Source organism: Deinococcus sedimenti, from assembly GCF_014648135.1.
Lineage (GTDB): Bacteria > Deinococcota > Deinococci > Deinococcales > Deinococcaceae > Deinococcus > Deinococcus sedimenti.
This window is the reverse complement of the sequence record NZ_BMQN01000005.1, coordinates 1-21211: the sequence shown is the minus strand read 5'-3', so window position 1 is coordinate 21211 and position 21211 is coordinate 1. Positions and strand designations below refer to the sequence as shown.

Below are 21211 nucleotides of genomic sequence, written 5' to 3'. Positions count from 1 at the left end.
AAATTTGTATTAAAGCTTTTCTTAAATATACTGTATGTTAAGACTGTTATAGGTTGAGAAAAAAGAAGCAACATAAAGGTAACAGGTATAATATCCGAAAGAGTCAAACTAAACTTTCTGATTTTCATATTCTTTAAGAATCTCAGAGGCAATTATTTTGTATGTTTTATCAGAATTCCCAAAATTTTTAATCACGGTATCTTCATATGCTTTGGCGTATGAAAGGAATTTGTAAAACATCATAAATACAGATAAAATAAACCCGTACATTCCATCTTTGTATCCTTTTCTGTATAAGAATCTTTTGAAAAATTCCATTACCGGCACAATAAGTAATCGTGATAAAAACATTTTATCATCACTTTTTACTTTTGATGCCTCTATACTTGTATATCTGTTCATTTTTTCTATAAAGTGGCTAAGATTTTTATAATTAAAATGGACAATACCTAGATTCTTATCTAGCTTCAGATCTAGAACACGTGCAGTATCAATAGGATGTAAAAAATTATGAATTTTGCTATCTGCTATGACGCAACCTTTCTTAAAAAATCTTATATGTTTATCCTGATGGCCACCCCATCCCGTATTTTCAATATGCTTGCCAAAAAGATAATTAATCCATGGGATGTTGACCGCATCAAAATCACCTGATTCCATAATCTTTTTAAGAATTTTGCTCAACTCATATGGGACCATTTCATCTGCGTCCAACATCAGTATCCAATCGTGAGAACTTTTAGCTATAGCAAACGCTCTGGCAGGATCGGCATATCCCAGGTTTTCATGTAAAAAGACTTTCGCACCCATAGACAGAGCGATAGTCGCTGTCCTATCGCTACTATGCATGTCCACTACAATGATTTCATCTGTCCAGTCTTCAACTGACCCGATGACGTTGGCAATATTCTTCTCTTCGTTATATGTATTAATTACGACACTTATTTTTGACATCGAGAAGCCTCCTTATATTTATACCTGTATCTATTACTTTGGACGCTATAGAGTAGATTTTTTTACTCCCTGTTTTATAAAAATATAGCTTTCTTCCTTCATGAAGATTACTATCTTTATACCATCTAAAGTGGTCCTGTGATGCGCTACCTAGATGAATGATTCTAACTCTTTTGTCCATAATTAATTGATAACCTTGGGATTTCATACGATAACTATAATCAACATCCTCACTAGTGAAGAAGAAATCTTCATCCAGAAGACCAATATCATTTATAGCCTTCCTATTGATAAACCAGCAAGCTCCAATCAGACTTTCAACCACAAAAGGTTGCGGCAGGCTTGACTTTCCCAAAAAGAAATTCAACAATTTACGTGCTCTATTGAAAAATAAATATTCATCTATAAGGTTAAATAGTGTTGGCAAAGGAGCAGAGGAATTTTGTGCCCGACCGTCGGCGTATACTAATTCTGGCGCCCATATTCCAGCTCCAGAGTGATGGCTTAGGTAGTCCAAACCCAGCACAAGAGCTTCAGTGGTCATGAATGCGTCATTATTAAGTAAAATAACCACTTCACCAGAAGAATTAATAATGCCTAAATTGTTCGCTTTTGAGAAGCCCGTATTTCTTTTTGGATCTATATAGATTATATCTTCTTGATCTTTATATGAAAAATCACTACTATTATCGACAATAATGATTTCACCTTTGATTTTCGAATCAGTCATTGCTTGTCGAACGCTATCAATGCACTCCAAAGTAAGGGGCGAATTCTTATAGTGTATTATGATGGCAGAGAATTTTATACTCTTCATATCGACCTCTTAAGACTAGATATAGACATTACACTCACCAAAAAAACATATAACACAGCCGCTAATGATTTTATCAGAATAATTGCAATATTACTTTCTACTTGAGAATATAAATAGAGAGGTAATATAATTATCCAAGATGTGCAAAAAATTATTAAGGCGTATCTTTGCAAGATTTTTAAGGCGGTCTGCTTATTGACTAAGAAAAATGTTACAATGTGCAGCAATTCAGCTATAGCCTGAGCAAAAATAAAGGAAATTATTCCAAGATCAAGCTTCACGAAGATAACCAATGAAGTCCAGAATAAACCTATTCTTATAATACTTATTGAAAATATAATTTTCGACTTACCACTTATATTCGCAATTACTCCTGTTGGAACACTCAAAGGCACAAGCACAGTAGTTAATAGAAGTAGCAAAAGTATGTTTGCATATGGCAACCATTTAACACCAAAAACGATACTTATAAATTCTTTAGAAAAAAGAGCAAAAACTCCTAAAATGCCCACATAGAGGCCGATCAAGCAAAGATATACTTTACTGAAATTGTCGTTAGTGCTTTTTGAAAGCTTCGGGAACAAATATCTATTTAGAATTAGAATCGGCTGTTGTACGTATTGAGCGTTTGATACACTCCAATTGACTATCGCTACCGACTTCTGACTAAGATTCGCCCCAATAATAAGTGGTGCGGCTAAGGAGTTAGAGAAACCCATAAGATTTACGACAAATATAGCCAAAGAATTGAAGTATGATTCTCTATTTATGCCAAAAAATACTGTCCTGGGTATCTCTCCAGATCTATAATAAGCAATAGCAAGGCCCAAACAACTTCTTAATATGAAAGCGAATGACAATGCGTAGGACTGATCTACACCATCTAAATATATAATTGAGAATATAGATATTAAATAGAATACAGCGATTTGCCCAGTTTCCGTAATGACATTACCCCAAAAGCTCCCTATCTTTTCGCTTTTAAATTGCATAGCGGCCTGCCAGGGTAGCATCAGGATACTCAAAGCAATAGAATATATAACTAACACATCGACGAATAAGGCTTTAGATACAAACAAAGCACTAAAAAATAATAACACAGCCAGTAATGCCGATACCATAATATGCATCAAAAAAATTGATTTGAATTGAATTGAATTATATTCATGTTTCATTGCAATCCCGTATATTGAGGGGTCAATCATTATGTTTAAAAGATTCATTGATATTACGGCGTTTGAAAAAGTAGCAAATTGATGAAATGTGCCATATCTAGCTAAAACGATAGAAAATCCCAAGGAAAACACTAGTATAGCGGCCTGTCTCACAAAAAGAGGTAGGACACCGCCAAGCTTCAGAACTGCCTGTTTAATCATTAATAAGCGCCACGCCCCATTGCGACTACTTTAAGCGTCTGGATTAAAATAGCCATATCCAGCCAGGGCGTCCAGTTTGTAATGTAAAAATTATCCATGCCAACTCTTTCATCATAGCTGGTATCACTACGCCCATTAGCCTGCCAATAACCAGTCATACCAGGTCTGACTTGTTTATAAACAGCATAGATCTCACCATATTTAGCAACTTCACTCTGCACAATAGGCCTAGGCCCAACTAAGCTCATCGTCCCCAATAAGACGTTGGCCAACTGCGGTAATTCATCCAGACTGGTTTTCCGCAGAAATGCACCTACGCGGGTAACCCGTGGATCATTCTTCAGCTTATGTGTAGCCTCAAACTCGGCCTTTAATGTAGGATCACTATCTAGCACACTTTTGAGCTTGGTTTCCGCATCACGATGCATACTACGGAATTTAAAACAGTCGAAAGGCTCACCGTTACGACCCAGACGACGGGCTCGATACACGGCTGGGCCAGGACTGTCAAGCTTAATCGCTAAAGCAATCAATAGTAAAATAGGGAGAAGTAAGAAGCCACCAAGCACTGACCCGAGCAAGTCAATGGTGCGTTTCAGTGTTCTTGCCTGAACACTGCGAAGATTATTGCGAACTTCCAGACTGGCCACACTGCCAATATTATGAGGCTGTAAAGCCTGATTGGGAATACCAAACAGATCCGGGATGACCCAAGTATGCCGGAATGCAGCGTACGTGGCATTCACAATGCGCTGCTGCGTTTCAGCTCGGGCGCCAGGGATAGATACAAGTGCCTGCTCTGTATGGGGATCGATAATGGCCTGCTCAATAGTACCCAAAATAGGAACGCCTTGTAGGGTCGTGCCATGAAGCTCTCGATTATCGTCGTACGCTGCAACCGGGTTCAGACCATAGGCTGGATGAGCACGTAGATGCTGAATAGCCATTGCAGCTGTCTGTCCAGCTCCGATCACGCTAACAGGTCGACCATAACGGCCGGCACTGATTAACAATGAACGAAGACCATACCGTACAAACAGACTGAGCAGCAATAACAATGCCCAAATGAGTAATGTACCTGTCACATTTGGAGAAAAACGCTGCAATGCTAGCCCGGCAGCCAGTTGAACAGCCACTACCTGTACTGTGCCCGTAACATGTAGACGCAGTTCTGTCTGCGGAGATCGTCCATAACCAGGATAGAGTCCTTGATAGGCACGCCAACACAGCCACACGACTCCCCAGACTATTGTCGAGTGAGGACTCTCAACAGAGAGGCCCACCAGCGGCAGAAATACCCGTGAAAGCATGTAAATGCCAAGCAGGCTCAATAGATCTCCCAGCAGTAGGACCGCACCCTGGGGGAAGCTACTGCCAGCTGAAAGTAGAGCCAACGTCCGACTCTGCAGGCCGGGTGGATTCAGTACTCCCATCCTTCAAGCCTCCCTTTTTCGCGGCGCATAACTGTAACCGTAGCCATAGCCCTGAGCTTCCTGAGAGCTGGCGGATACCTTGTTCAGGATAAACCCCAGCACGGGTACACTGGCATTTCGCGCTCGGCGCAAAGTCTGTTTCACGGCGTTCAGGCTGGTCTTACCTTCCTCGACAACGATCAGTACCTGATCCACATATCTTCCCAGAATTAGACCATCCGCCAGAGCGAGCATGGGAGGGCTATCGATCAGCACTAAATCATAGCTTCTGCTCCAGCTGGTCAGAATCTCATTCAGAGGAGCGCGGTTGAGCAAGCCCATGCTGTCCTGTAGTCCAGGCCCTGCAGGAAGAACATGAACGCCTCGTTCAGCTTCGATCACTTGCACATTCTCCGGAGCAAGTAAAGCATCCTGAAGTGTGCGGGCACCACCTTCACCGCTGAGCTGGAACCAGTTATGGCTCGATTCGTACTTATCCCAGACGTCCTGCTGTGTACCGCGGCGCATATCAGCATCAATGATCAGAACGCGCAGACCGCTGTTGGCTAGAGTGTCAGCTAGCGTGGCAGTGAGGCTGCTTTTACCCTCACCAGGTGCAGTAGAGGAGATCATAATGCGCTGACCCATAGGAGTACCCAGGCGGGTCAGCAAATTCACACGCAGGAAACCCAGCGCCTCATACAGCCCTGCCTGACGGGCCGCGCGGACAATACCACTGAAGACCACATCCCGGCGGCGTAGCTTGGGCACGCTTCCCAGTGTTGGCAGACCAAAGCTGAGCAGATCATCTTCAGAGCGGGCCGTACGATCTGTCACTGTACGTAGAGCAGCAAGACCTGTGCCCAGAAGCAAGGTCAACAATCCCGCCAAAATCGCATTACGAGTAGGTTTCGGCGCCACACGTTTTAGCGGTTCAACAGCGGGAGAAACCAGTTCAAGCGAGCCAGTAGCTCCTTCCGCCTGAATCCCTGCCTGTGCCAAGGCGCGCTGAAGGCTGGCACGTGATGAGATCAGCGTCTGGCGCTCCAGATCGCTCTGGTTACCCTGGGTCAACTGGCGTTCCACTTCAGCCAACTGAGCTCTAAGGCTGCGTTCCGCTCGCTGGATACCACTCAGCGCGCGCCCACGATCCCAGTCCAACAGAGCCTGAGCACTCAAATCTGCAAGGAATTTTGCGGCGGCTGGACTGCCGGCGCGCGCGGTGACCGAATAGATCCCATTACCATTGAAGTCCAACTGGTTCTGTAGTTGCAGGGTGCTGACCTCCCGCAGTTGCAGTTCACGTTGCAGATCCTCAGCAAGTGCTGTGCGGAGGCCCTGAGGGATACGTTCCGTGCTGCGCAGGCCAACAATAATGCGCCCCAGCACAACTGGACCGTTTAGTGCTTCCTGTAGGGCGCCTGCTGGTAGGGGAGCGGCTGTCACCACACTGTCTCGGATCCCGCCGGGATTGCTGCTGTTGCCGGTTGTCACCAGGCTGGCAGTCGCTTCAAATACGTCCGGTTGCCCCCGCGACAGAGCGTAAACACCAGCACCGATGATCCCAGTTGCCAGCAGGATGACGGGCAAGCGACGCCGCACTCCGTTCCAGAGGGTACCGAGTTCGATCTCCTGTTCCCGTGGTTCCGGCGGTTCCTGAGCCGCGCGGCGCGACTCCATCTGTGGGTAGTCAGTCATGCGAAGCGCTCCAGTTCAGGGTGGGATTTCAGTTGTTGGACGACCTGCTTGATGTCCTGCGTGCGATCCTTCCAGACGAAGAGTGTGACGTCGCCGGCACGCATGCCCACCACGTCTTCCAAGCCGATTGTGGCGATCAGGTCATCGCCGCTCCTAGTGTGCAGGATCGCCCCGCCGGTATCGATGCCGACGTGCCGACCGACGGAGACGTTGTCGCCTTCACCTTTGAGCAGGCGTTCCATGGCATTCCAGTCACCCAGGTCGTCCCAGCCGAACTCCGCCGAAATAACCACTACGTTGTTAGCTTTTTCCATAATGGCGTAGTTGATGCTGATCTTGGGAAGCTGAGGAAAGACGTGCGGTATGCGCGGCTGCAGGGGCGTGTGGAGGAACATCGCCTCCGACAGCTGGGCATGCAGCGCGGGCTGATACTGCTCGAAGGCCCTGAGGATGGCCTGGACATTCCAGATGAACATCACATCTGCGCTCATCTTGCTCCTAAGAATTTGACTTCACCCTGATAGCGTGAAATCTGACCTGTCTGCTGAATGACCCTGAGCCGCTGCATCGGCTGATGATAACAGTGTCCGCATATTCTTACTGGCGTTTGGCAGTGGGCCACCCGTGCCCTAAGGTCAGGTCAGATAGATGAGAGGCACGATAGACATAAAGTAGAGCTGTGAAAGCAATCATTCCAGCTGCAGGTCTGGGCACACGCCTACGGCCACTGACCTATACTCGTCCCAAACCGGTCCTACGCGTTGCTGGTCAGCCCATCATCGCCCACGCCATCCACACCCTCGTGCACGCGGGCATCACTGACATCGGCGTCGTCGTCTCCGACATCACCCGCGCCGAAATCCAGCACGCCGTCGAGCACCTCTCTGGCGTGCGAATCACCCTCATCAACCAGCACGAGCAGCTCGGCCTCGGGCACGCTGTCCTCACCGCCCGCAACTGGGTCGCCCAGGACGACTTCTGCGTCTACCTCGGCGACAATCTCTTCGAGCATGGGGCGGCGCCTTTCGTGCAGGCGTTTCAGCAGGATCGTCCGGCAGCTCTGATTGCTCTGGTGGAGGTAGCTGATCCCACAGCGTTCGGGGTGGCGCAGCTAGACGGTACGCGGATCACGCGGCTGGTCGAGAAGCCCAAAGATCCCCCCAGTAATCTCGCGGTGGCGGGGCTGTACTGTTTCACGCCGGAGATCTTCCGCATGCTGGAGGGCATGCCGCCGTCGGCGCGGGGGGAGTATGAGATCACGGACGGCATTCAGCGGTTGATTGATGCGGGGTTGACCGTGCAGGGGCAGGCCGTCCAGGGGTGGTGGAAGGATACGGGGCGACCCGCGGATCTGCTGGACGCCAATCGCCTGCTGCTGGAGCGGCTGGAGGGCGACATTCAGGGGGAGGTCAGTGAGTCCCGTTTGACGGGTCGTGTGGTGGTGCCGGCGTCTACCCGGGTGATCCGGAGCAAAATCGTGGGGCCGGTGATGCTGGGTGAGGGCGTGCTCATTGAGGACGCGTACATCGGGCCGTTCACGAGTATCGGGGCGAACTCGGTGGTGCGGGGAGCGGAGGTCGAGCACAGCGTGATCGATGAGGGGGCGTGTATCGAGAATGTCAGCAAGCGGTTGCAGGATTGCCTGATCGGGGTGCGGGCGCAGGTGCGGGGTGGGCGAACGGTGCCGCGCACGCACAAGCTGACGATCAGTGACGCCAGCCTCGTCGAACTCGCCTGATCTGGCAGGCGCTCCTCGAATGCGGTCGTTTTGAGGTGCGGGGCAGGGTTCTGTCAGCGGCGCGGCTCTATGATGGGGGCATGACGGATTCACCTCGGATTCACCTGGGTGCGCTGATGCGGTCCACGCTGGACGACGCGCAGGCAGAAGGGCACCTTGATCACCTCCAGTACGAGCAGGGCGGCGAGACGCACACGCTGCGTTTCGCTGCGCCCGCGCCGTTCGAGGTGGAAGTCAACACGCTGGGCGGTTCTGAGATGTACCTGCAGGGGTCGTTCGAGCCGGTCCTGATCATGGAGTGCGCCCGCTGCCTGCGGGACGTGGAAGTGCCCATGGAGGTGCAGCTGGGCACCCTGATGCGCTACGAGCCGTCGGCGGAACAGCCGTACCTGGAGGAGGCGGAGTCGGGTGAGGAGGTGCTGGTGTTCGGCGATCCGGACCTGGACCTGAGTGCGTACCTGGCGGAGACGACGCTGCTGAACGCGCCGCTGAGTGTGCTGCACGACGAGGCCTGCAAGGGGCTGTGTCAGGTGTGCGGGCACGATCTGAACGAGGGGCCGTGCGAGCACATGGCGCAGGTGCCGGTCGAGGAGATCGACGATGAGCTGGGCACCCCGTCGGGCTCGTTGCATGCCAAGCAGAATCCGTTCGCGTCGCTGGCGGACCTAAAGCTCCCAGAGGACTGAGGTGACACAGCGGACTGAGGTGGCCCAGGGGACTGACGTGGCGGAGTTGACGCATTTCCGGGACGGGCTGCCGCGCATGGTGGACGTCTCCGGGAAGGTCGCCACGGCACGTGAGGCGACGGCGGAAGCCTGGGTGCGCCTGCCGCCGGAGGCGCGCTCGGCCCTGGAGGCAGGGACCAACCCGAAGGGTGATCCGCTGACCGTGGCCCGGCTGGCCGGTCTGTCGGGCTGCAAGCGCACGTCGGACCTGATCACGCTGTGTCACCCGATTCCGGTGTCGGGCGCGGAGGTGCGCGTGACGCTGGAGGACGCGGGCGTGTACGTGTGGGCGCGGGTCCGCACGACTGCCCCGACGGGGGTTGAGATGGAGGCCCTGACGGCGGTGACGGTCGCGGCGCTGAACGTGTACGACATGCTCAAGGCGGCCAGCAAGGCCATTGAGGTGACCGGGGTGCGCCTGCTCGGGAAGTCCGGCGGGAAGAGCGGCGATTACGTGGCCCGGTCCGGGGGCGCGGGAACTTCTGGCGAAGGTTGAACGTAGAAGGACCGTATGGGCGTGGAGACTCTTCAATCGGGGGATGGACGGGCGTGGCTGGAGCTGCTGCACCGCGAGGCGGACGGTGACCTGACCCCCGCCGAAGCCGAGCGGCTGCAGGGCTTCCCACAGGCCGCGGTACAGGCGCAGCGGCAGCGACTGGCCCGCGTGTCGGCCCTGCTGCGGACCACGCCGGTCCCGCCACGCAGCGTGGCGGCCGACGTGGCGAGCGACATCAGGCTTTCCGTCCGGCTGGCCACCCCTCCCCTGCCCCATACGGTGGCCGCCCACGTCGCCACGGAGGTGGCCCTGACCGCCCGACTGGGTGCTCTGCCGGCCCTGCCGCGCAGTGTGGCCGCGTCCGTCGTTCAGGACGTGCGCCTCCACCGTGATCTCCAGCAGGACCGGCCACCCCTGCCCCGGAGCGTGGCGGCCGCAACCGTGCGGGAGGTCTCGCTGGGGGCTCATCTGGCCGCTCCGCCGCTGCCACGTTCAGTGGCGGCCAGCGTCGTGCAGGACCTGCGCCTGGACCGCACGCTGGGGGCGCCGGTTCCCGCGATGCCGGGCAGCGTGGCGGCGGCCGTGGCGCAGCAGGTGCGGCTCACCCCGGCGGAGGTGCTCTCACCGGCACCGGCCGCGGCGGCGGCGCTGATCGGGAACCGTCCCCGCAACCCGGCGCCGCTGATCATGGTGGTGTCCCTGCTGGTGGCGCTGACGGCGCTGGCCGTGTCGACCGCGTGGCCGAACCTTGCGGCGGGCGCGCTGGTGCTGCAGACGCTGCTGGCGCAGGTGTCGCCACTGGCCGGGGTGGGCCTGCTGCTGCTGCTGTTGACGAGCGCCGCCGTGACGTGGCGGCCCGCGCCGGCCACGCAGCGCTTCGGGGGGCTGGCCTTCGCGCTCAGCGCGGCGCTGACCCTCCCGGCGCTGTACGGGGTGGTCACGCACGGCACCGTCAGTTTCGGGCGGGACGTGGTGGTGCGCGGGACCGTGCAGGGCAACGTGCTCGCGGCGGGCGGGAACGTCCTGCTCGCCCCCGACGCGCGCGTGGAGGGTCAGGTCGTGACCCTGCTGGGCGACATCCGCCGCGAGACCGGCGCGCAGGTGGGCGGGTCCGTCACGGCGCTGCTGGGGCAGGCGCCCGGTGACAGTGCCGCCCGCGAGATTCCGGCGCCGAGCGGGCTGGGAGCCGTGACGGCCGCCGCGTTCCGCCCCGTGCTGGGCTGGCTGGGCGGCGCGGCGTGGCCGCAGGTGTTCGTGGGTCTGACGGGTGGGGCGCTGCTGCTGCTGTTCGTGTCGGGTCTGGCGCCGATGCTCGCGCGGCGGCAGCGGCACGCGCCGGTTCGGACGCTGGCGCTGGGCGTGCTGTCCCTGGCGGCGCTGCTGGGCCCAGCGGGTGGACTGGCGCTGGCGGGCCTGCTGGGCCCGGCGCTGCTGGCGGCGGCGCTGGCGGTGCTGCTGATCGCGGTCGGCCTGAGCGTCAGCGCGTACGACGCGGGCCGCGCGCTGGCGTATCGGGCGGGACTGCCCGTCCCGGACGCGGTGGGGGCCATGGTGGGCCTGAGCGCCGTGGCCGCCAGCCTGAGTCTGCCGCCACTGGCGTTCGCGCTGGCGGTGGTAGGCGGCACCTGGGGCGCGGGCACGCTGCTGCTGAGCCGCACGGTCAGCCCGACTGAAGTTCCACTGGAACCGCAGGCGGCCTGACCGGATCACAAGCTGACTGGACCACAAGAAGCCCCCACCCGTGCAGGTGGGGGTTTATTGGCACTGAACGTCAGTTCAGGATGCGTTTGAGGTGCAGGTAGATCTCGTACCAGTCGCCCTTGTCGCGGGGACGTTTGCCGCGCAGTTCGATGCGGGACAGGGTACGGACCCAGTCAGGCGTGATCTGCGGGCCCAGGGTGGGATCGGCGACCAGGTCGGCGAGGCCCTTGGGCAGCGCGCCCTCGGTGGACGCACCGTAGAACTCGACCCCTTCGAGCAGGTCGTGAACGGTGATGGCGTACGCGCCGGCCAGGGTCTGGAGGGTTTCCAGGCTGGGGTTGGTGCGGCCGCGCTCGAGGTCGCTGAGGTACGGGACGCTGATCCCGGCGGTCTCGGCGACGTCCTTGAGCCGCAGCCCGCGTTCGCTGCGCAGTTCGCGGAGTCTTTCGTGCAGTTTCATGTTTCACCTCCTCGGCTGCGGCGTGGCCTCACGCCTGGACCGGCCCGCTGGGGGCTGGGGGGCGCGTGCCGCCTGGGGTTCCGTCCGGCTGCCCCAGGGTTTGCCTGTGGGCAGAATACGGGAGCCTTGGTTGGAGTGTAACACCACCCCCCGCTACGGTCAAGACAGAATAAGGATTAACCCTTCTTGCCCTTCACGATCCCCTCTGCTAAGATCGTAATCACAAGAAGGATTCGCCCACAGCAGAATTTCACCCTGCTCGCCTCGCCGCCCACCGTGGGCGGGAAGGAGTCCCCCCATGCGCGCCCTGGACACCATCGCTGAAAGCATCCGCGTCGGCTACGCCCACCCCACCACCCTCCTGAACACCCTGATTGAGGTCGAGAACGAGGGCGGCCTGGGCGCCGTCCGCCGCGTCGAACGCCAGCTGAACCTCAGCGTCCAGGCGCTGCGTGAACGCCAGCACCCCCACAGCGACCTCGCGCAGACGTGGCTGAACTCCGCCCGCGCGTACCTCGTCACGAACGCCCAGCGCCGCCAGGCCGTGTAAGCCAGCACTGCAGCGCCAGCACCGCAGAGGGCGCCCCGACCGTTGACTGGTCGGGGCGCCCTCTTTTCCCTTCAGTTCAGGTTGTAGATCTCGCCGTACTTGCGCGTCAGGTACGCCACGTACGGGTCGGCATTCAGGGGCCGGCCGGTGGCCTGCACGGTCAGCTCGGCGGGCGTCAGGCTGCGGCCGTGCTGGTGCACCTGCTCGACCAGCCACGCGCGCAGTGGGCCGTACTCGGCGCGGTCGATGCCCGCCGCGACCCCGGCGTCCTGGCGGGCGGCCTCCAGCAGCTGCACGCTCAGGAGGTTCCCCAGCGTGTACGTCGGGAAGTACCCGATCAATCCCGCCGACCAGTGGATGTCCTGCAGCACGCCCGACGCGTCGTCCGGCGGCGTGAGGCCCAGGTACGCCTGCATCTTCGCGTTCCACGCCTCGGGCAGGTCGCGGACACTCAGAGAGCCCTCCAGCAGCGCGAGTTCCAGCTCGAAGCGCAGCATGATGTGGAAGTTGTACGTGACCTCGTCCGCCTCCACGCGGATCAGGCTGGGGTTCACTCGGTTCACCGCGCGGTACAGCGCCGCCGCGTCCAGGCCCGCCGTGACCTGCGGCGCGGCCTCCTGCAGCTGCGGGAAGTAGCGCTGCCAGAACGGCAGGCTGCGGCCCAGCAGGTTCTCGAACATCCGCGACTGGCTCTCGTGCACGCCCAGGCTCGCCCCGGCAGACACCGGGGTGCGCTCCCACCGTTCGTGCACGCCGCGCTCGTACATGGCGTGCCCGGCCTCGTGCCACGTGCCGAACAGGCACGCAGGCCAGTACTCCTCGACGCGGGTCGTGATGCGGATGTCGCTGCGGCTGAAGTTCGACTGGAACGGGTGCGCACTCTCGTCCTGCCGGGCGAAGTCGCCATTCAGGCCGAACGCCTCGCCCGCCACGCGCCACGCGAAGGCCTTCTGCGCCTCGGCGGGGAACGGGCGGGTCAGGACGCGGTAGTCGGCGGCGTCCCCGGCGGCGCGGATCCGCTCCAGCAGCGGCAGCGTGCGGTCCCGCAGGTCCGCGAATACCGCCCTGACCTGCGCGGCGCGCATGCCGGGCTCGTAGTCGTCGATCAGGGCGTCGTAGGGGTGCTCGTCGAAGCCCATCAGGTCGGCCTGACGGCGCGCGAGGTCCATCATGCGTTCCAGGTACGGCGCAAAACCGGCGAAGTCGCTGTGCTGGCGGGCGTGAATCCAGGCGTGGTGCGCCTCGTTCTGCGCGCGGGTACGGTCCTCCACGAACGATGTGGGGAGGCGCGTGGCCTTCGCGTAGTCGCGCCGCGCGACCCGCACGATCGCCGCCTGCGTGTCGCCGTCGGGCTGCGCGCAGTCCAGCAGAGCGCCGGTCTCGGGAGCGGTGAACAGCTCGTGCGAGAGGCCCGCCAGGGTCGCGAGTTGCAGGCCGCGCACGCGGGCCGCCTCGGGCGGCATGAAGGTCTCCTGCTCCCAGGACAGCAGGCTCGCGGCGGCGCCCAGATCGCTCACCTGACCCAGGCGGCGGCTCAGTTCATCGAAGGTGGTCATCACCTCTCAGGGTAGCGCTCCGAGCGGGCCGATCCGCCATCTGGCGGAGGCACGCAGGGGGTCACTGCCAGCGCTCGCGGTCCTCGGCCGCCTGACCCAGCAGCAGGGGGCGGACCTCACCCAGCAGGTACAGGCTGCCGCACACCAGCGCCTGCGGAGCACGCCGGTCCCCCAGGGCCGCCAGCGCCGCCTGGGGGCTGTCCGTAACGGTCAGCGGCACCTCCGGGAAGAGGTGGGCCAGACCAGCCGGGTCCGCTGCGCGGGGACTCAGCGCGGCCCGCGTGAGGATCACCTCGGACGCCAGGGGCCGCAGGGCCGCCGCGACCCCCGCGAGGTCCTTGTCGCCCGCCGCGCCGAACACCAGCGGCAGGCGGTCCACGCCCAGGCTCTGCAGGGCCGCCGCGACCGCCTGCGCGCCGTCCGGGTTGTGCGCGCCGTCCAGCAGCACTCGCGTGCCCCGCCAGGGGATGACCTCCAAACGACCCGGCCACTGCGTCGCCTGCGCGCCCGCCTGCACCGCCTCGGGACTCAGGCCCAGGCGCAGGGCGGCCAGCGCCGCCAGTCCCGCGTTCGCCGCGCCGTGCGCGCCCAGCAGCGGCGTACGCAGCGTGACCGTGCCCGCCGGGCTGCCCACCGTGACGTCCGAGCCGTCCCAGCCGCGCCCCTGCACGCTCAGGTGCGCCTCCTCGCCCAGCGCCCACAGGTCCGCGCCCTCGGCACGCAGGATGAGCCGGAGGTCCGCCGCCACGCCCGTCACCGCCGGACGCCCCGCGCGCAGGATGCCCGCCTTCTCCCGCGCGATCGCCTCGCGGGTATCGCCCAGCACCTCGGTGTGATCCAGGCCCACGTTCGTCAGGACGCTCAGGACCGGATCGAGGGCGTTCGTGGCGTCCAGCCGACCGCCCAGCCCGACCTCCATCACGGCGACCTCCACGCCCGCCCCGCGGAACAGCTCGGCGCCCAGCGCCGTGATCACCTCGAAGAACGACGCGCCCACCTCCTCCGCGTGCGGCCGCAGCTCCGCGAGGGCCGCCGTGACCTCCGCCTCCGGGAGTTCCGTGCCGTCCACCACAAACCGCTCGGTGAAGCGCGTCAGGTGCGGGCTGGTGAACAGGCCCGTACGCACACCCCCGGCGCGCAGCATGGCCGCCAGGGACGCCGCCGTGGACCCCTTGCCGTTCGTGCCGCCCACCAGCACCGTCCGGAACGCCCGCTGCGGGTCACCCAGCCGCGACAGCAGGGCCTCCACCCGCCCCAGGCCGGGGTGCATCCCGAAGCGCTGCCGCGCGAACACCCACGCCAAGTCACCAGAGAGGTCACCAGAATCAGTCATCCGCCCAGCATAGGACGACGGAACGCCAGAGGCCCGCCCCCTGTGCGGGAAGCGGGCCATCAGGTCGGCGGGGTTCAGCTCAGCGGCGCGAAGTACCCTTCCAGGGTCGGCACGATCTGCTTCTTGCGGCTGATCCGGCCGCCCAGGTCTGCCACCCGACCGTCCACGTCGGCGCCGAAGGCCTCGCGCAGCACCTTCTCCTCGGTAGCGCTCAGGACCAGCGTGCGGTTCGTCTCGTTCAGGATGTCCACGACGCTCAGCAGCACGCCGCTCAAGCCGTCCTGCGCCTTGGCCTGATCCATCGCGGCGAGCAGTTCCGCCTGACGCCCGAACACGTAGCCGGGATTGGTGGTCTCGATCACGCCGATGCCCCAGCTGTGCGGCGCGACCACGTCCCCGAACGGGAACACCTTGTAGTCCATGCGCAGCAGCGTGTCCGCCGGGGTGTCCCCCAGGTCGCTCTTCGCAGCGAACATCGCCAGCGCGTACGCCTCGACGTCCTCGATGCCCGCCGCGGGCGCCAGGAACGCCACTGCGTCGCGGTCCTCCTGGGTGGTGGTCGGGCTGCGGAAGTGCAGCGTGTCACTCAGGATCGCGCTGAGCATCAACCGGGCGTCCAGCGCCTCAACCGGCAGGCCCGCCTCGCGGTGCAGTTTCAGCAGGATCGTCCCCGTGCAGCCCACCGGCTCGAAGCGCAGGTAGGGCGGCTGCGAGGTCGTCAGGTCGCCCAGCTTGTGGTGGTCCACGACCCGCGTGACGTTCAGCTCCGCAAGGTTCGGAGTGGACTGGGCGCTCTCGTTGTGATCCACGAGGGCCACGGGCGCCCCGGCGGGCAGTTCAGGCAGCAACGCCGGAGCGCCCACTCCAGCTTCCTGCAGGACGAAGGCCGTCTCGAAGTTCAGGTCGCCCAGACGGTACGCGGTGGCTTCGACGCCCTGGCGGGTCAGGAGCCGCGCGTACACCAGCGCGGCCGTGATGGCATCGGTATCGGGGTTCAGGTGACCAAACACAGCAATCATGTAGCGATTCTACCGATTTGCTACTCCAGGAACGCACACCTGCTCGCACAACATCAAAAGAAAAACCCCCGCACGGAGCGGGGATTTTATTCATCAGATTAGGTTTAGAACTTGACCTTGTAACTGATCTTGAAGACGTTGCCGCGGGCATCCGCCGCACCGGCGACTGCCGCGCCGTTGCTCTCACGCAGGCGCAGGTTGCCGTAGCCGTAGCCGAAGCTGAGGTCGTAGTAGTTGCCTTCCACATACAGCAGGTCCTGGCTGACGGTGCGGTTGCCGTTGTACTGGTCGATGAACGCGCCAGCGGTACCAGCCTTGGCGCTGCCGTCGGCGTTGAAGGCAGCCACGTAGGGAGCGTAGGCGCGGTTCGTGCCCTGGTAACCAGCGTAGTACACGGCCAGCTTGGTGTTGGGGAGCAGGAACTCGTTCAGCTTGACGCCCACACGGTACAGCACGTCGCTCGCAGTGAAGTCAGCCGCAGCGCCAGTGGCGGTGCCGTAGTCGTAGCTCTTGTTGTATGCCTTGACATATGCTTCGAAGCTGGGCTTAAAGACAGTATTCAGGGCGTCGGTCTTGACGTCCACGCTCCCATTGAAGGAGGTGGTGTTGGCCAGGGTGGCCGTGCTGTTACGCTCGCTGTCCGCATAGGTGCTCGTGTTGAAGCCTGCGTTCAGCTTGATGGCGGCGACACCCAGTTTGGTGTCGTACGCGGCGCTGCCGTACACGACCTGGTTGGTGTAGCCATTGGTGGCCGCGCGGTAGCGGGAAGCGTAGCCCAGGGTCAGGTCAAGGCCATTGACCAGTGCGGCGGCGTCCTTGCCGTTGTGCTTGGCTTCGAAGCCGTACTCGCTGTAGCAGACGCTGGTGGTGGCGGTGCCGCAGGTACCGGAATCCATTTCGCTGGTGCTCAGGCCGAACTCGTTGCTGTTGTACGCGACGCTGTTGCCGAACAGACCAGCGTCACTGTTGGCACGCAGGCGGCCGTCGGTGGACACGTTGCGGTAGAAGGCGCCGAAGCTGAAGCCCAGGGGCAGGCCCAGGTCAGCGCGGACAGCCGTGCGGACACCCAACTTACCCTGGAAAGCCGCCGCAACAGGCGCCTGAATACCCGTCAGGTACTCGTAGTACCCGCCACGAACGGTTACCAGGTTGAACAGGCTGACCTTGGCAGCCACGCCACGGTCAACGATCGCGCTGGCCTCGCCGGCGGTGTTCACGGGGCTCTTGCCAAAGTTGACGCTGTTATCAACGTACCCGCCTAGGTTGATCAGACCCAGGATATCCGCCTTAGCTTTCACGCCGAAGCCGGTGCGGCCCGCTTCAAAGGGGGCCGTGCTGTTGGTAGCGGTGGGATCGGCTTCCATCACGCCCGCGACAGCGTCGTAACCGGCGCTGACAGTACGGTAGTTCAGGGTGTAAACCTTGACTGGGCCCAGGGTCCCGCTGGTCTGGGCGTAGAAGGCACTCTGAGTTTCCACGGCGCCGGCCGTAGCGCCCGGGAGGCGGCTGGGAGCGATACGGCTGGTTGCGTACTCGCTGTCGAGCTGCCAGCCGGCCACAGTGCCGTGCAGGTCGGCGCCGAAGGCCGTCACGTCGCTAGGGGCAGTGCCGGTGTTAGTGCCGCGACCCAGGGTGTCCACACCTTCCTGCATGTAGTTCAGGCCAGCTTTCAGGGTGCCGATGGGGGTGATCTCGGCGCGAACGCCGCGGTAGTACAGGTTGTCACCATTGGCGCCGCCACGGCTGCCGTACACGCCAGTGATCATGGGCTTGAAGGCGCCGATCACGGGCAGGGTGCTGCCGTCCACGTTGACGATATAACCGTCGCCGCGGCCCACAGCGTCGTTGTCACCGATGTAGTCGGCAAACTTGAACTTCAGAGCCTTGCCGAAGGTCACGGTAACGGGCGCGTTGCCGACGGTGAACTTCGTGGTGGCCTGGTTGAAGTAGAAGAACAAGGGGCGGTAGGTGGTGCCGTCCTGCACGACGTCGGGGTAACGGCTGTCAGCAGTGGGCAGGCCAGCGCGGATGCCGAAGCTCACGTCAACACTGTTGACGTTCAGGCCACCGGGTCCAGGAACGTAGGCGCCACTGACGTCGCTACGAGCGGTGTCGAACTTGCCGCTGTTGCCGAAGGTGATGGAGAAGTTAAGGTTCGTCTGACCTTCGACGGCGGCAGGACCACCAGCAAGCACTGCGGGGGCACCACCGACGGACGTACCATCGGCCTTCAGGATGGCCTTGCCGTCGGGGGTAATGATGCGAACGCCGTTCGCGTCGAGAATGTACCCGTCCACGTCCTTACGGTAGGTGACGTTGCTGAATCCGTAGAAGCCTTCGGCGCTGGGGGTCGGGGGGGTCACACCGTTCGGAACAACAGGACGGATTGCCACGCGGCTGTTGGTCAGGTCAGCGTAGTCGACAGCGGTGTCGACCGTGGTCGCGTTACCGTCAGTACCCGTGCTGAAGACGGTGCCGGGGATCAGGCGGTCCAGATCCATGTTACGGTTGGCGCGGGCCACATAGTAGGTGGCGGTGAGGCTGGGGGAGATGCTGAAGGCGTACTTCTCCAGCTGGGTGACGCGGTTGTCGAGGCTGGTGACCTTGGTTTCGACGGTGGTCACGCGGCCGGCGAGGGCGTCGAAGTCGGCGCGGCCGACGAGGTCGGCCTGGGCGGCTTCGACGGCGCTGACGCGGTCCTGGAGGTTCAGGATGTCCTGGTTCAGGAGGACGGTCAGGTCGTTCAGGGCGGCGATCTGGCTGGCGTTGTCGTCGACGTCGGCACGCAGGGTGTCGTAGTCGTCGGCGCGGGCGGTCAGGTCTTCGATCTGGCTGGTGAGGCCGGCGAGGGCTTCGGCGTCGCCGCTGGCGGCGGCGAGCATCTCGACGCGCTCTTCGAGGCGGGCGAAGTCGTCGCGGCTGACGGCGTTCTCTTCGAGATCGCTGACGCGCACGCCGAGGGCGGCGAGGTCGGCGGCGAGTTCCTGGATCGCGTTCTGCAGCGCGGTCAGGGTTTCCTCGTCGAAGGTGGTGGTGGTCACTTCGCCGGTCTTGATCTGGTCAAGGAGGCGGGCGATGATCACGGCCGCTTCGTAGCGGGTGAGGTTCTGCGTGCCACGGAAGGTACCATCGGGGTAGCCGAGGAGGATGCCACGGCTGACGAGCAGGTCGATGGCGTCCTTGGCCCAGTGACCGGCGGGAACGTCGGTCAGCGCGGGCACCTGGGGTGCGGCGGGCGCCGTCTGAGCGGCGGCGACGCCGAAGGACAGCGCGGCGGTGAGAATGAGCAGGCTTTTCTTCATATGAACCCCCAAAAGGTCGTCGCGCGGCGGAGCACGTTCTCGGCTCTGAAGGTGACGGTGGGGCGAGTTGCCGGGTTTCCTCTCCCAGAGCTGTTCGCCGTTCCTGTGGTCCTTCGCGCAACCTGACATTCTTTGCCTGTCGGTTCAGAAGTGTCAGATCAGGCGGATGATACAGGCATGAAAGAGACCGGGTCAACCCTGAGAATGGCCTAAAAGGCCGATTTCATCGCACATGACCGCTATCTGACTGGAGCATGAAGGTTGTGAAAAGGTCGCGTGCCTTGATTTTTATTCGTCATCAACACGAGGATTGACGTTTTCGGCATGCCCGGATGATCCAAGGTCCAGTGCCAGCTGGAACCACTCTGGCACCCCCTGATGGAAATAGCTCGCAGCCCAGGAGGCCGCCCAGGAGAAGTAATGCCCTTCTGCGATAGCCGCCCGCGCCCGCTCCATCAGACGGTGGAGGTAACGTAGATTGTGCAGGGACAGCATGCGCGGCCCCAGCATCTCCTCAGCTCTGATCAGGTGCGCGAGGTAGGCCCGCGTGTAGTGCCGACAGGCGTAACAATCGCATGCCGAGTCCAGCGGCTCCATGGATGTCCGTGGAGCACTGGAATTCATGTTCAGGCGTCCCTGATCGGTCAGGGCGTAGCCGAAGCGGCCCGTTCGGGTCGGATAGACGCAGTCGAACATATCGACACCGAGGGCCACGCCCGCCACCAGATCCTCTGGGTGACCGACACCCATCAGGTACCGGGGCTTATTCTCGGGCAGACGCTCGGCAGTGAAGGCCACCGCCGGGTACATCTCTTCTTTCGGCTCGCCGACGGCGAGCCCACCCAGGGCGAAACCGGGAGTCTCATAGGGCAGGGTCAGGTCAAGGCTGCGCTGCCGCAGATCCTCATGCACGCCCCCCTGCACGATCGCGAACAGCGCCTGCTCGGGTTTTGATTTCACTGTCAGGCAACGCGCCAGCCAGCGCTCGGTCCGTTCCAGGCTACGCAGGATGTACTCCCGCTCGGTCGGATACGGCGGGCACTCATCGAATGCCATGATGACGTCCGCCCCCAGCGCCTCCTGCACCTGAATGCTCCGCTCAGGCGTGAGGTTCACCAGGCTGCCGTCCAAGTGGCTCTTGAATATCACGCCTTCCTCGGTGATCTTGCGCATGTGCCCCAGACTCATGACTTGGAAACCTCCAGAATCGGTCAGGAAGGGGCCAGGATAGGCGGTGAAGCCCGGGAGCCCGCCATGTGCAGCCACCAGAGCTTCCCCTGGGCGGAGCATGAGGTGATAGGTATTGCCGAGGATCATCTGTGACCCGATGTCAGTCAGTTCCTGCGGGCTGATGCCCTTCACGGTGCCTTGCGTACCAACTGGCATGAACATTGGGGTTGTGACGGTGCCGCGCGGCGTGTGAAACTGCGCGATGCGCGCCCGGCCATCCCGGTGCTGAATATCGAACTCGAACATCCCTCTATTGTGCCGCAGACCGCCGCAAGAGCGTCTTTGAAAGGATGACGCGAATTCTGCTGAACACCCTGAAGGGCATGGAACCGCAGTACCCGCACGTTTCCTTTGATCCGCTGGAAGTGGAAATCAAGTAAATCCAGCAAGAGAAAACAGGCCGCCCTCCAGATCAACGAGGGCGGCCCTTTCGAGTGCAGGCAATAAAAAAGCCCCCACTTCTTTCGAGGTGGGGGGTGAATGTGGAGCGGGAGACGAGATTCGAACTCGCGACATCTACCTTGGCAAGGTAGTGCTCTACCAGCTGAGCTACTCCCGCATGTCGCGCCGAGAAGCGGCGCGGTCTGTGCACGTCACTCGTGAGTGACGGTGGTGGTATAGAAAAAACCCCCGCGCTGACCGACTTTTCCGGGACCCTGCGGTCCGAGTATCATTGGCGCGGCTGCGTTTCACGACCCAGTTCGGCATGGAGTGGGGTGGTTCCGCAGTGCTATGGGCACGGGGGTGTCTTGATTTGTCATTCCTCACGGCGGTCAATTGACCGTCGGGAGTGAAGCAAGACGAGGTGAAACGAGCGGGGTCGTGCGTCTCGGCCGCAAGCGGC

Annotated in this window: 16 protein-coding genes, 1 tRNA gene, 1 rRNA gene and 1 pseudogene; 5 read left to right on the top strand and 14 right to left on the bottom strand. The window is 60.4% G+C overall.

Annotated elements, in window-relative coordinates:
* Nucleotides 1-108: 108 nt before the first annotated feature.
* The 6 genes and pseudogenes from IEY69_RS11965 to IEY69_RS11940 all read right to left on the bottom strand — a co-directional run.
* On the bottom strand, nt 109-954 hold the full coding sequence (locus IEY69_RS11965) for a glycosyltransferase family 2 protein (RefSeq protein ID WP_189073391.1): 846 nt from the start codon (nt 952-954) through the stop codon (nt 109-111).
* Complete coding sequence (locus IEY69_RS11960; RefSeq protein ID WP_189073390.1) at nt 929-1771, bottom strand: glycosyltransferase; 843 nt, start codon at nt 1769-1771, stop codon at nt 929-931. Before IEY69_RS11960 ends, IEY69_RS11965 begins: the two co-directional genes overlap by 26 nt.
* On the bottom strand, nt 1768-3069 hold the full coding sequence (locus IEY69_RS11955; protein WP_189073389.1) for an oligosaccharide flippase family protein: 1302 nt from the start codon (nt 3067-3069) through the stop codon (nt 1768-1770). Before IEY69_RS11955 ends, IEY69_RS11960 begins: the two co-directional genes overlap by 4 nt.
* A 77-nt stretch (nt 3070-3146) precedes the next feature.
* A complete protein-coding gene (gene wbaP, locus IEY69_RS11950) occupies nt 3147-4580 on the bottom strand; it encodes an undecaprenyl-phosphate galactose phosphotransferase WbaP (protein ID WP_189073388.1) in 1434 nt (477 codons plus the stop codon).
* 3 nt (nt 4581-4583) lie between these two features.
* Nucleotides 4584-6257: a polysaccharide biosynthesis tyrosine autokinase gene (locus tag IEY69_RS11945; RefSeq protein ID WP_189073387.1), complete on the bottom strand. Its 1674-nt coding sequence runs from the start codon at nt 6255-6257 to the stop codon at nt 4584-4586.
* A pseudogene (locus IEY69_RS11940) lies at nt 6254-6733 on the bottom strand (mannose-1-phosphate guanylyltransferase); the annotation flags it as partial. The pseudogene IEY69_RS11940 and the gene IEY69_RS11945, both read right to left, overlap by 4 nt.
* Before the next feature lie 203 nt (nt 6734-6936).
* Between IEY69_RS11940 and IEY69_RS11935 the strand changes: the two are divergent.
* From IEY69_RS11935 to IEY69_RS11920, 4 genes are all read left to right on the top strand, one after another.
* On the top strand, nt 6937-7995 hold the full coding sequence (locus IEY69_RS11935) for a glucose-1-phosphate thymidylyltransferase (RefSeq protein WP_189073386.1): 1059 nt from the start codon (nt 6937-6939) through the stop codon (nt 7993-7995).
* Nucleotides 7996-8075: 80 nt separating this feature from the next.
* A complete protein-coding gene (locus IEY69_RS11930) occupies nt 8076-8681 on the top strand; it encodes a YceD family protein (protein WP_189073385.1) in 606 nt (201 codons plus the stop codon).
* Nucleotides 8682-8718: 37 nt separating this feature from the next.
* Nucleotides 8719-9216, top strand: coding sequence for a cyclic pyranopterin monophosphate synthase MoaC (moaC, locus tag IEY69_RS11925; protein ID WP_373291039.1), 498 nt, complete (start codon nt 8719-8721; stop codon nt 9214-9216).
* Between the two features lie 15 nt (nt 9217-9231).
* Nucleotides 9232-10917 (top strand): polymer-forming cytoskeletal protein, encoded by a 1686-nt coding sequence (locus tag IEY69_RS11920; protein ID WP_189073383.1) that lies wholly within the window; start codon nt 9232-9234, stop codon nt 10915-10917.
* Nucleotides 10918-10987: 70 nt separating this feature from the next.
* Here IEY69_RS11920 and IEY69_RS11915 read toward each other — a convergent pair whose 3' ends face one another.
* Complete coding sequence (locus tag IEY69_RS11915) at nt 10988-11377, bottom strand: helix-turn-helix domain-containing protein (protein ID WP_189073382.1); 390 nt, start codon at nt 11375-11377, stop codon at nt 10988-10990.
* 298 nt (nt 11378-11675) lie between these two features.
* Here IEY69_RS11915 and IEY69_RS11910 point away from each other — a divergent pair, with 298 nt between their 5' ends.
* Nucleotides 11676-11927 (top strand): hypothetical protein, encoded by a 252-nt coding sequence (locus tag IEY69_RS11910; RefSeq protein WP_046843587.1) that lies wholly within the window; start codon nt 11676-11678, stop codon nt 11925-11927.
* A 71-nt stretch (nt 11928-11998) separates the two neighbouring features.
* Here IEY69_RS11910 and IEY69_RS11905 read toward each other — a convergent pair whose 3' ends face one another.
* The 7 genes from IEY69_RS11905 to rrf form a co-directional block, all read right to left on the bottom strand.
* Entirely contained in the window at nt 11999-13483 is a 1485-nt protein-coding gene (locus tag IEY69_RS11905) for a carboxypeptidase M32 (RefSeq protein ID WP_189073381.1), read from the bottom strand.
* 61 nt (nt 13484-13544) lie between these two features.
* Nucleotides 13545-14816, bottom strand: a complete 1272-nt coding sequence (locus tag IEY69_RS11900; RefSeq protein ID WP_229783907.1) for a bifunctional folylpolyglutamate synthase/dihydrofolate synthase — start codon at nt 14814-14816, stop codon at nt 13545-13547.
* Nucleotides 14817-14890: 74 nt separating this feature from the next.
* Complete coding sequence (locus tag IEY69_RS11895; RefSeq protein ID WP_189073380.1) at nt 14891-15835, bottom strand: manganese-dependent inorganic pyrophosphatase; 945 nt, start codon at nt 15833-15835, stop codon at nt 14891-14893.
* 104 nt (nt 15836-15939) lie between these two features.
* The gene (locus tag IEY69_RS11890) at nt 15940-19137 is read right to left on the bottom strand and encodes an S-layer homology domain-containing protein (protein ID WP_189073379.1); all 3198 of its coding nucleotides are present in this window, start codon (nt 19135-19137) and stop codon (nt 15940-15942) included.
* A 288-nt stretch (nt 19138-19425) separates the two neighbouring features.
* The gene (gene tgt, locus IEY69_RS11885; RefSeq protein ID WP_189073378.1) at nt 19426-20613 is read right to left on the bottom strand and encodes a tRNA guanosine(34) transglycosylase Tgt; all 1188 of its coding nucleotides are present in this window, start codon (nt 20611-20613) and stop codon (nt 19426-19428) included.
* 237 nt (nt 20614-20850) lie between these two features.
* Nucleotides 20851-20926: transfer RNA gene (locus IEY69_RS11880), tRNA-Gly, on the bottom strand.
* Nucleotides 20927-20994: 68 nt separating this feature from the next.
* Nucleotides 20995-21111: ribosomal RNA gene (gene rrf, locus IEY69_RS11875) — 5S ribosomal RNA — on the bottom strand.
* Nucleotides 21112-21211 lie beyond the last annotated feature (100 nt).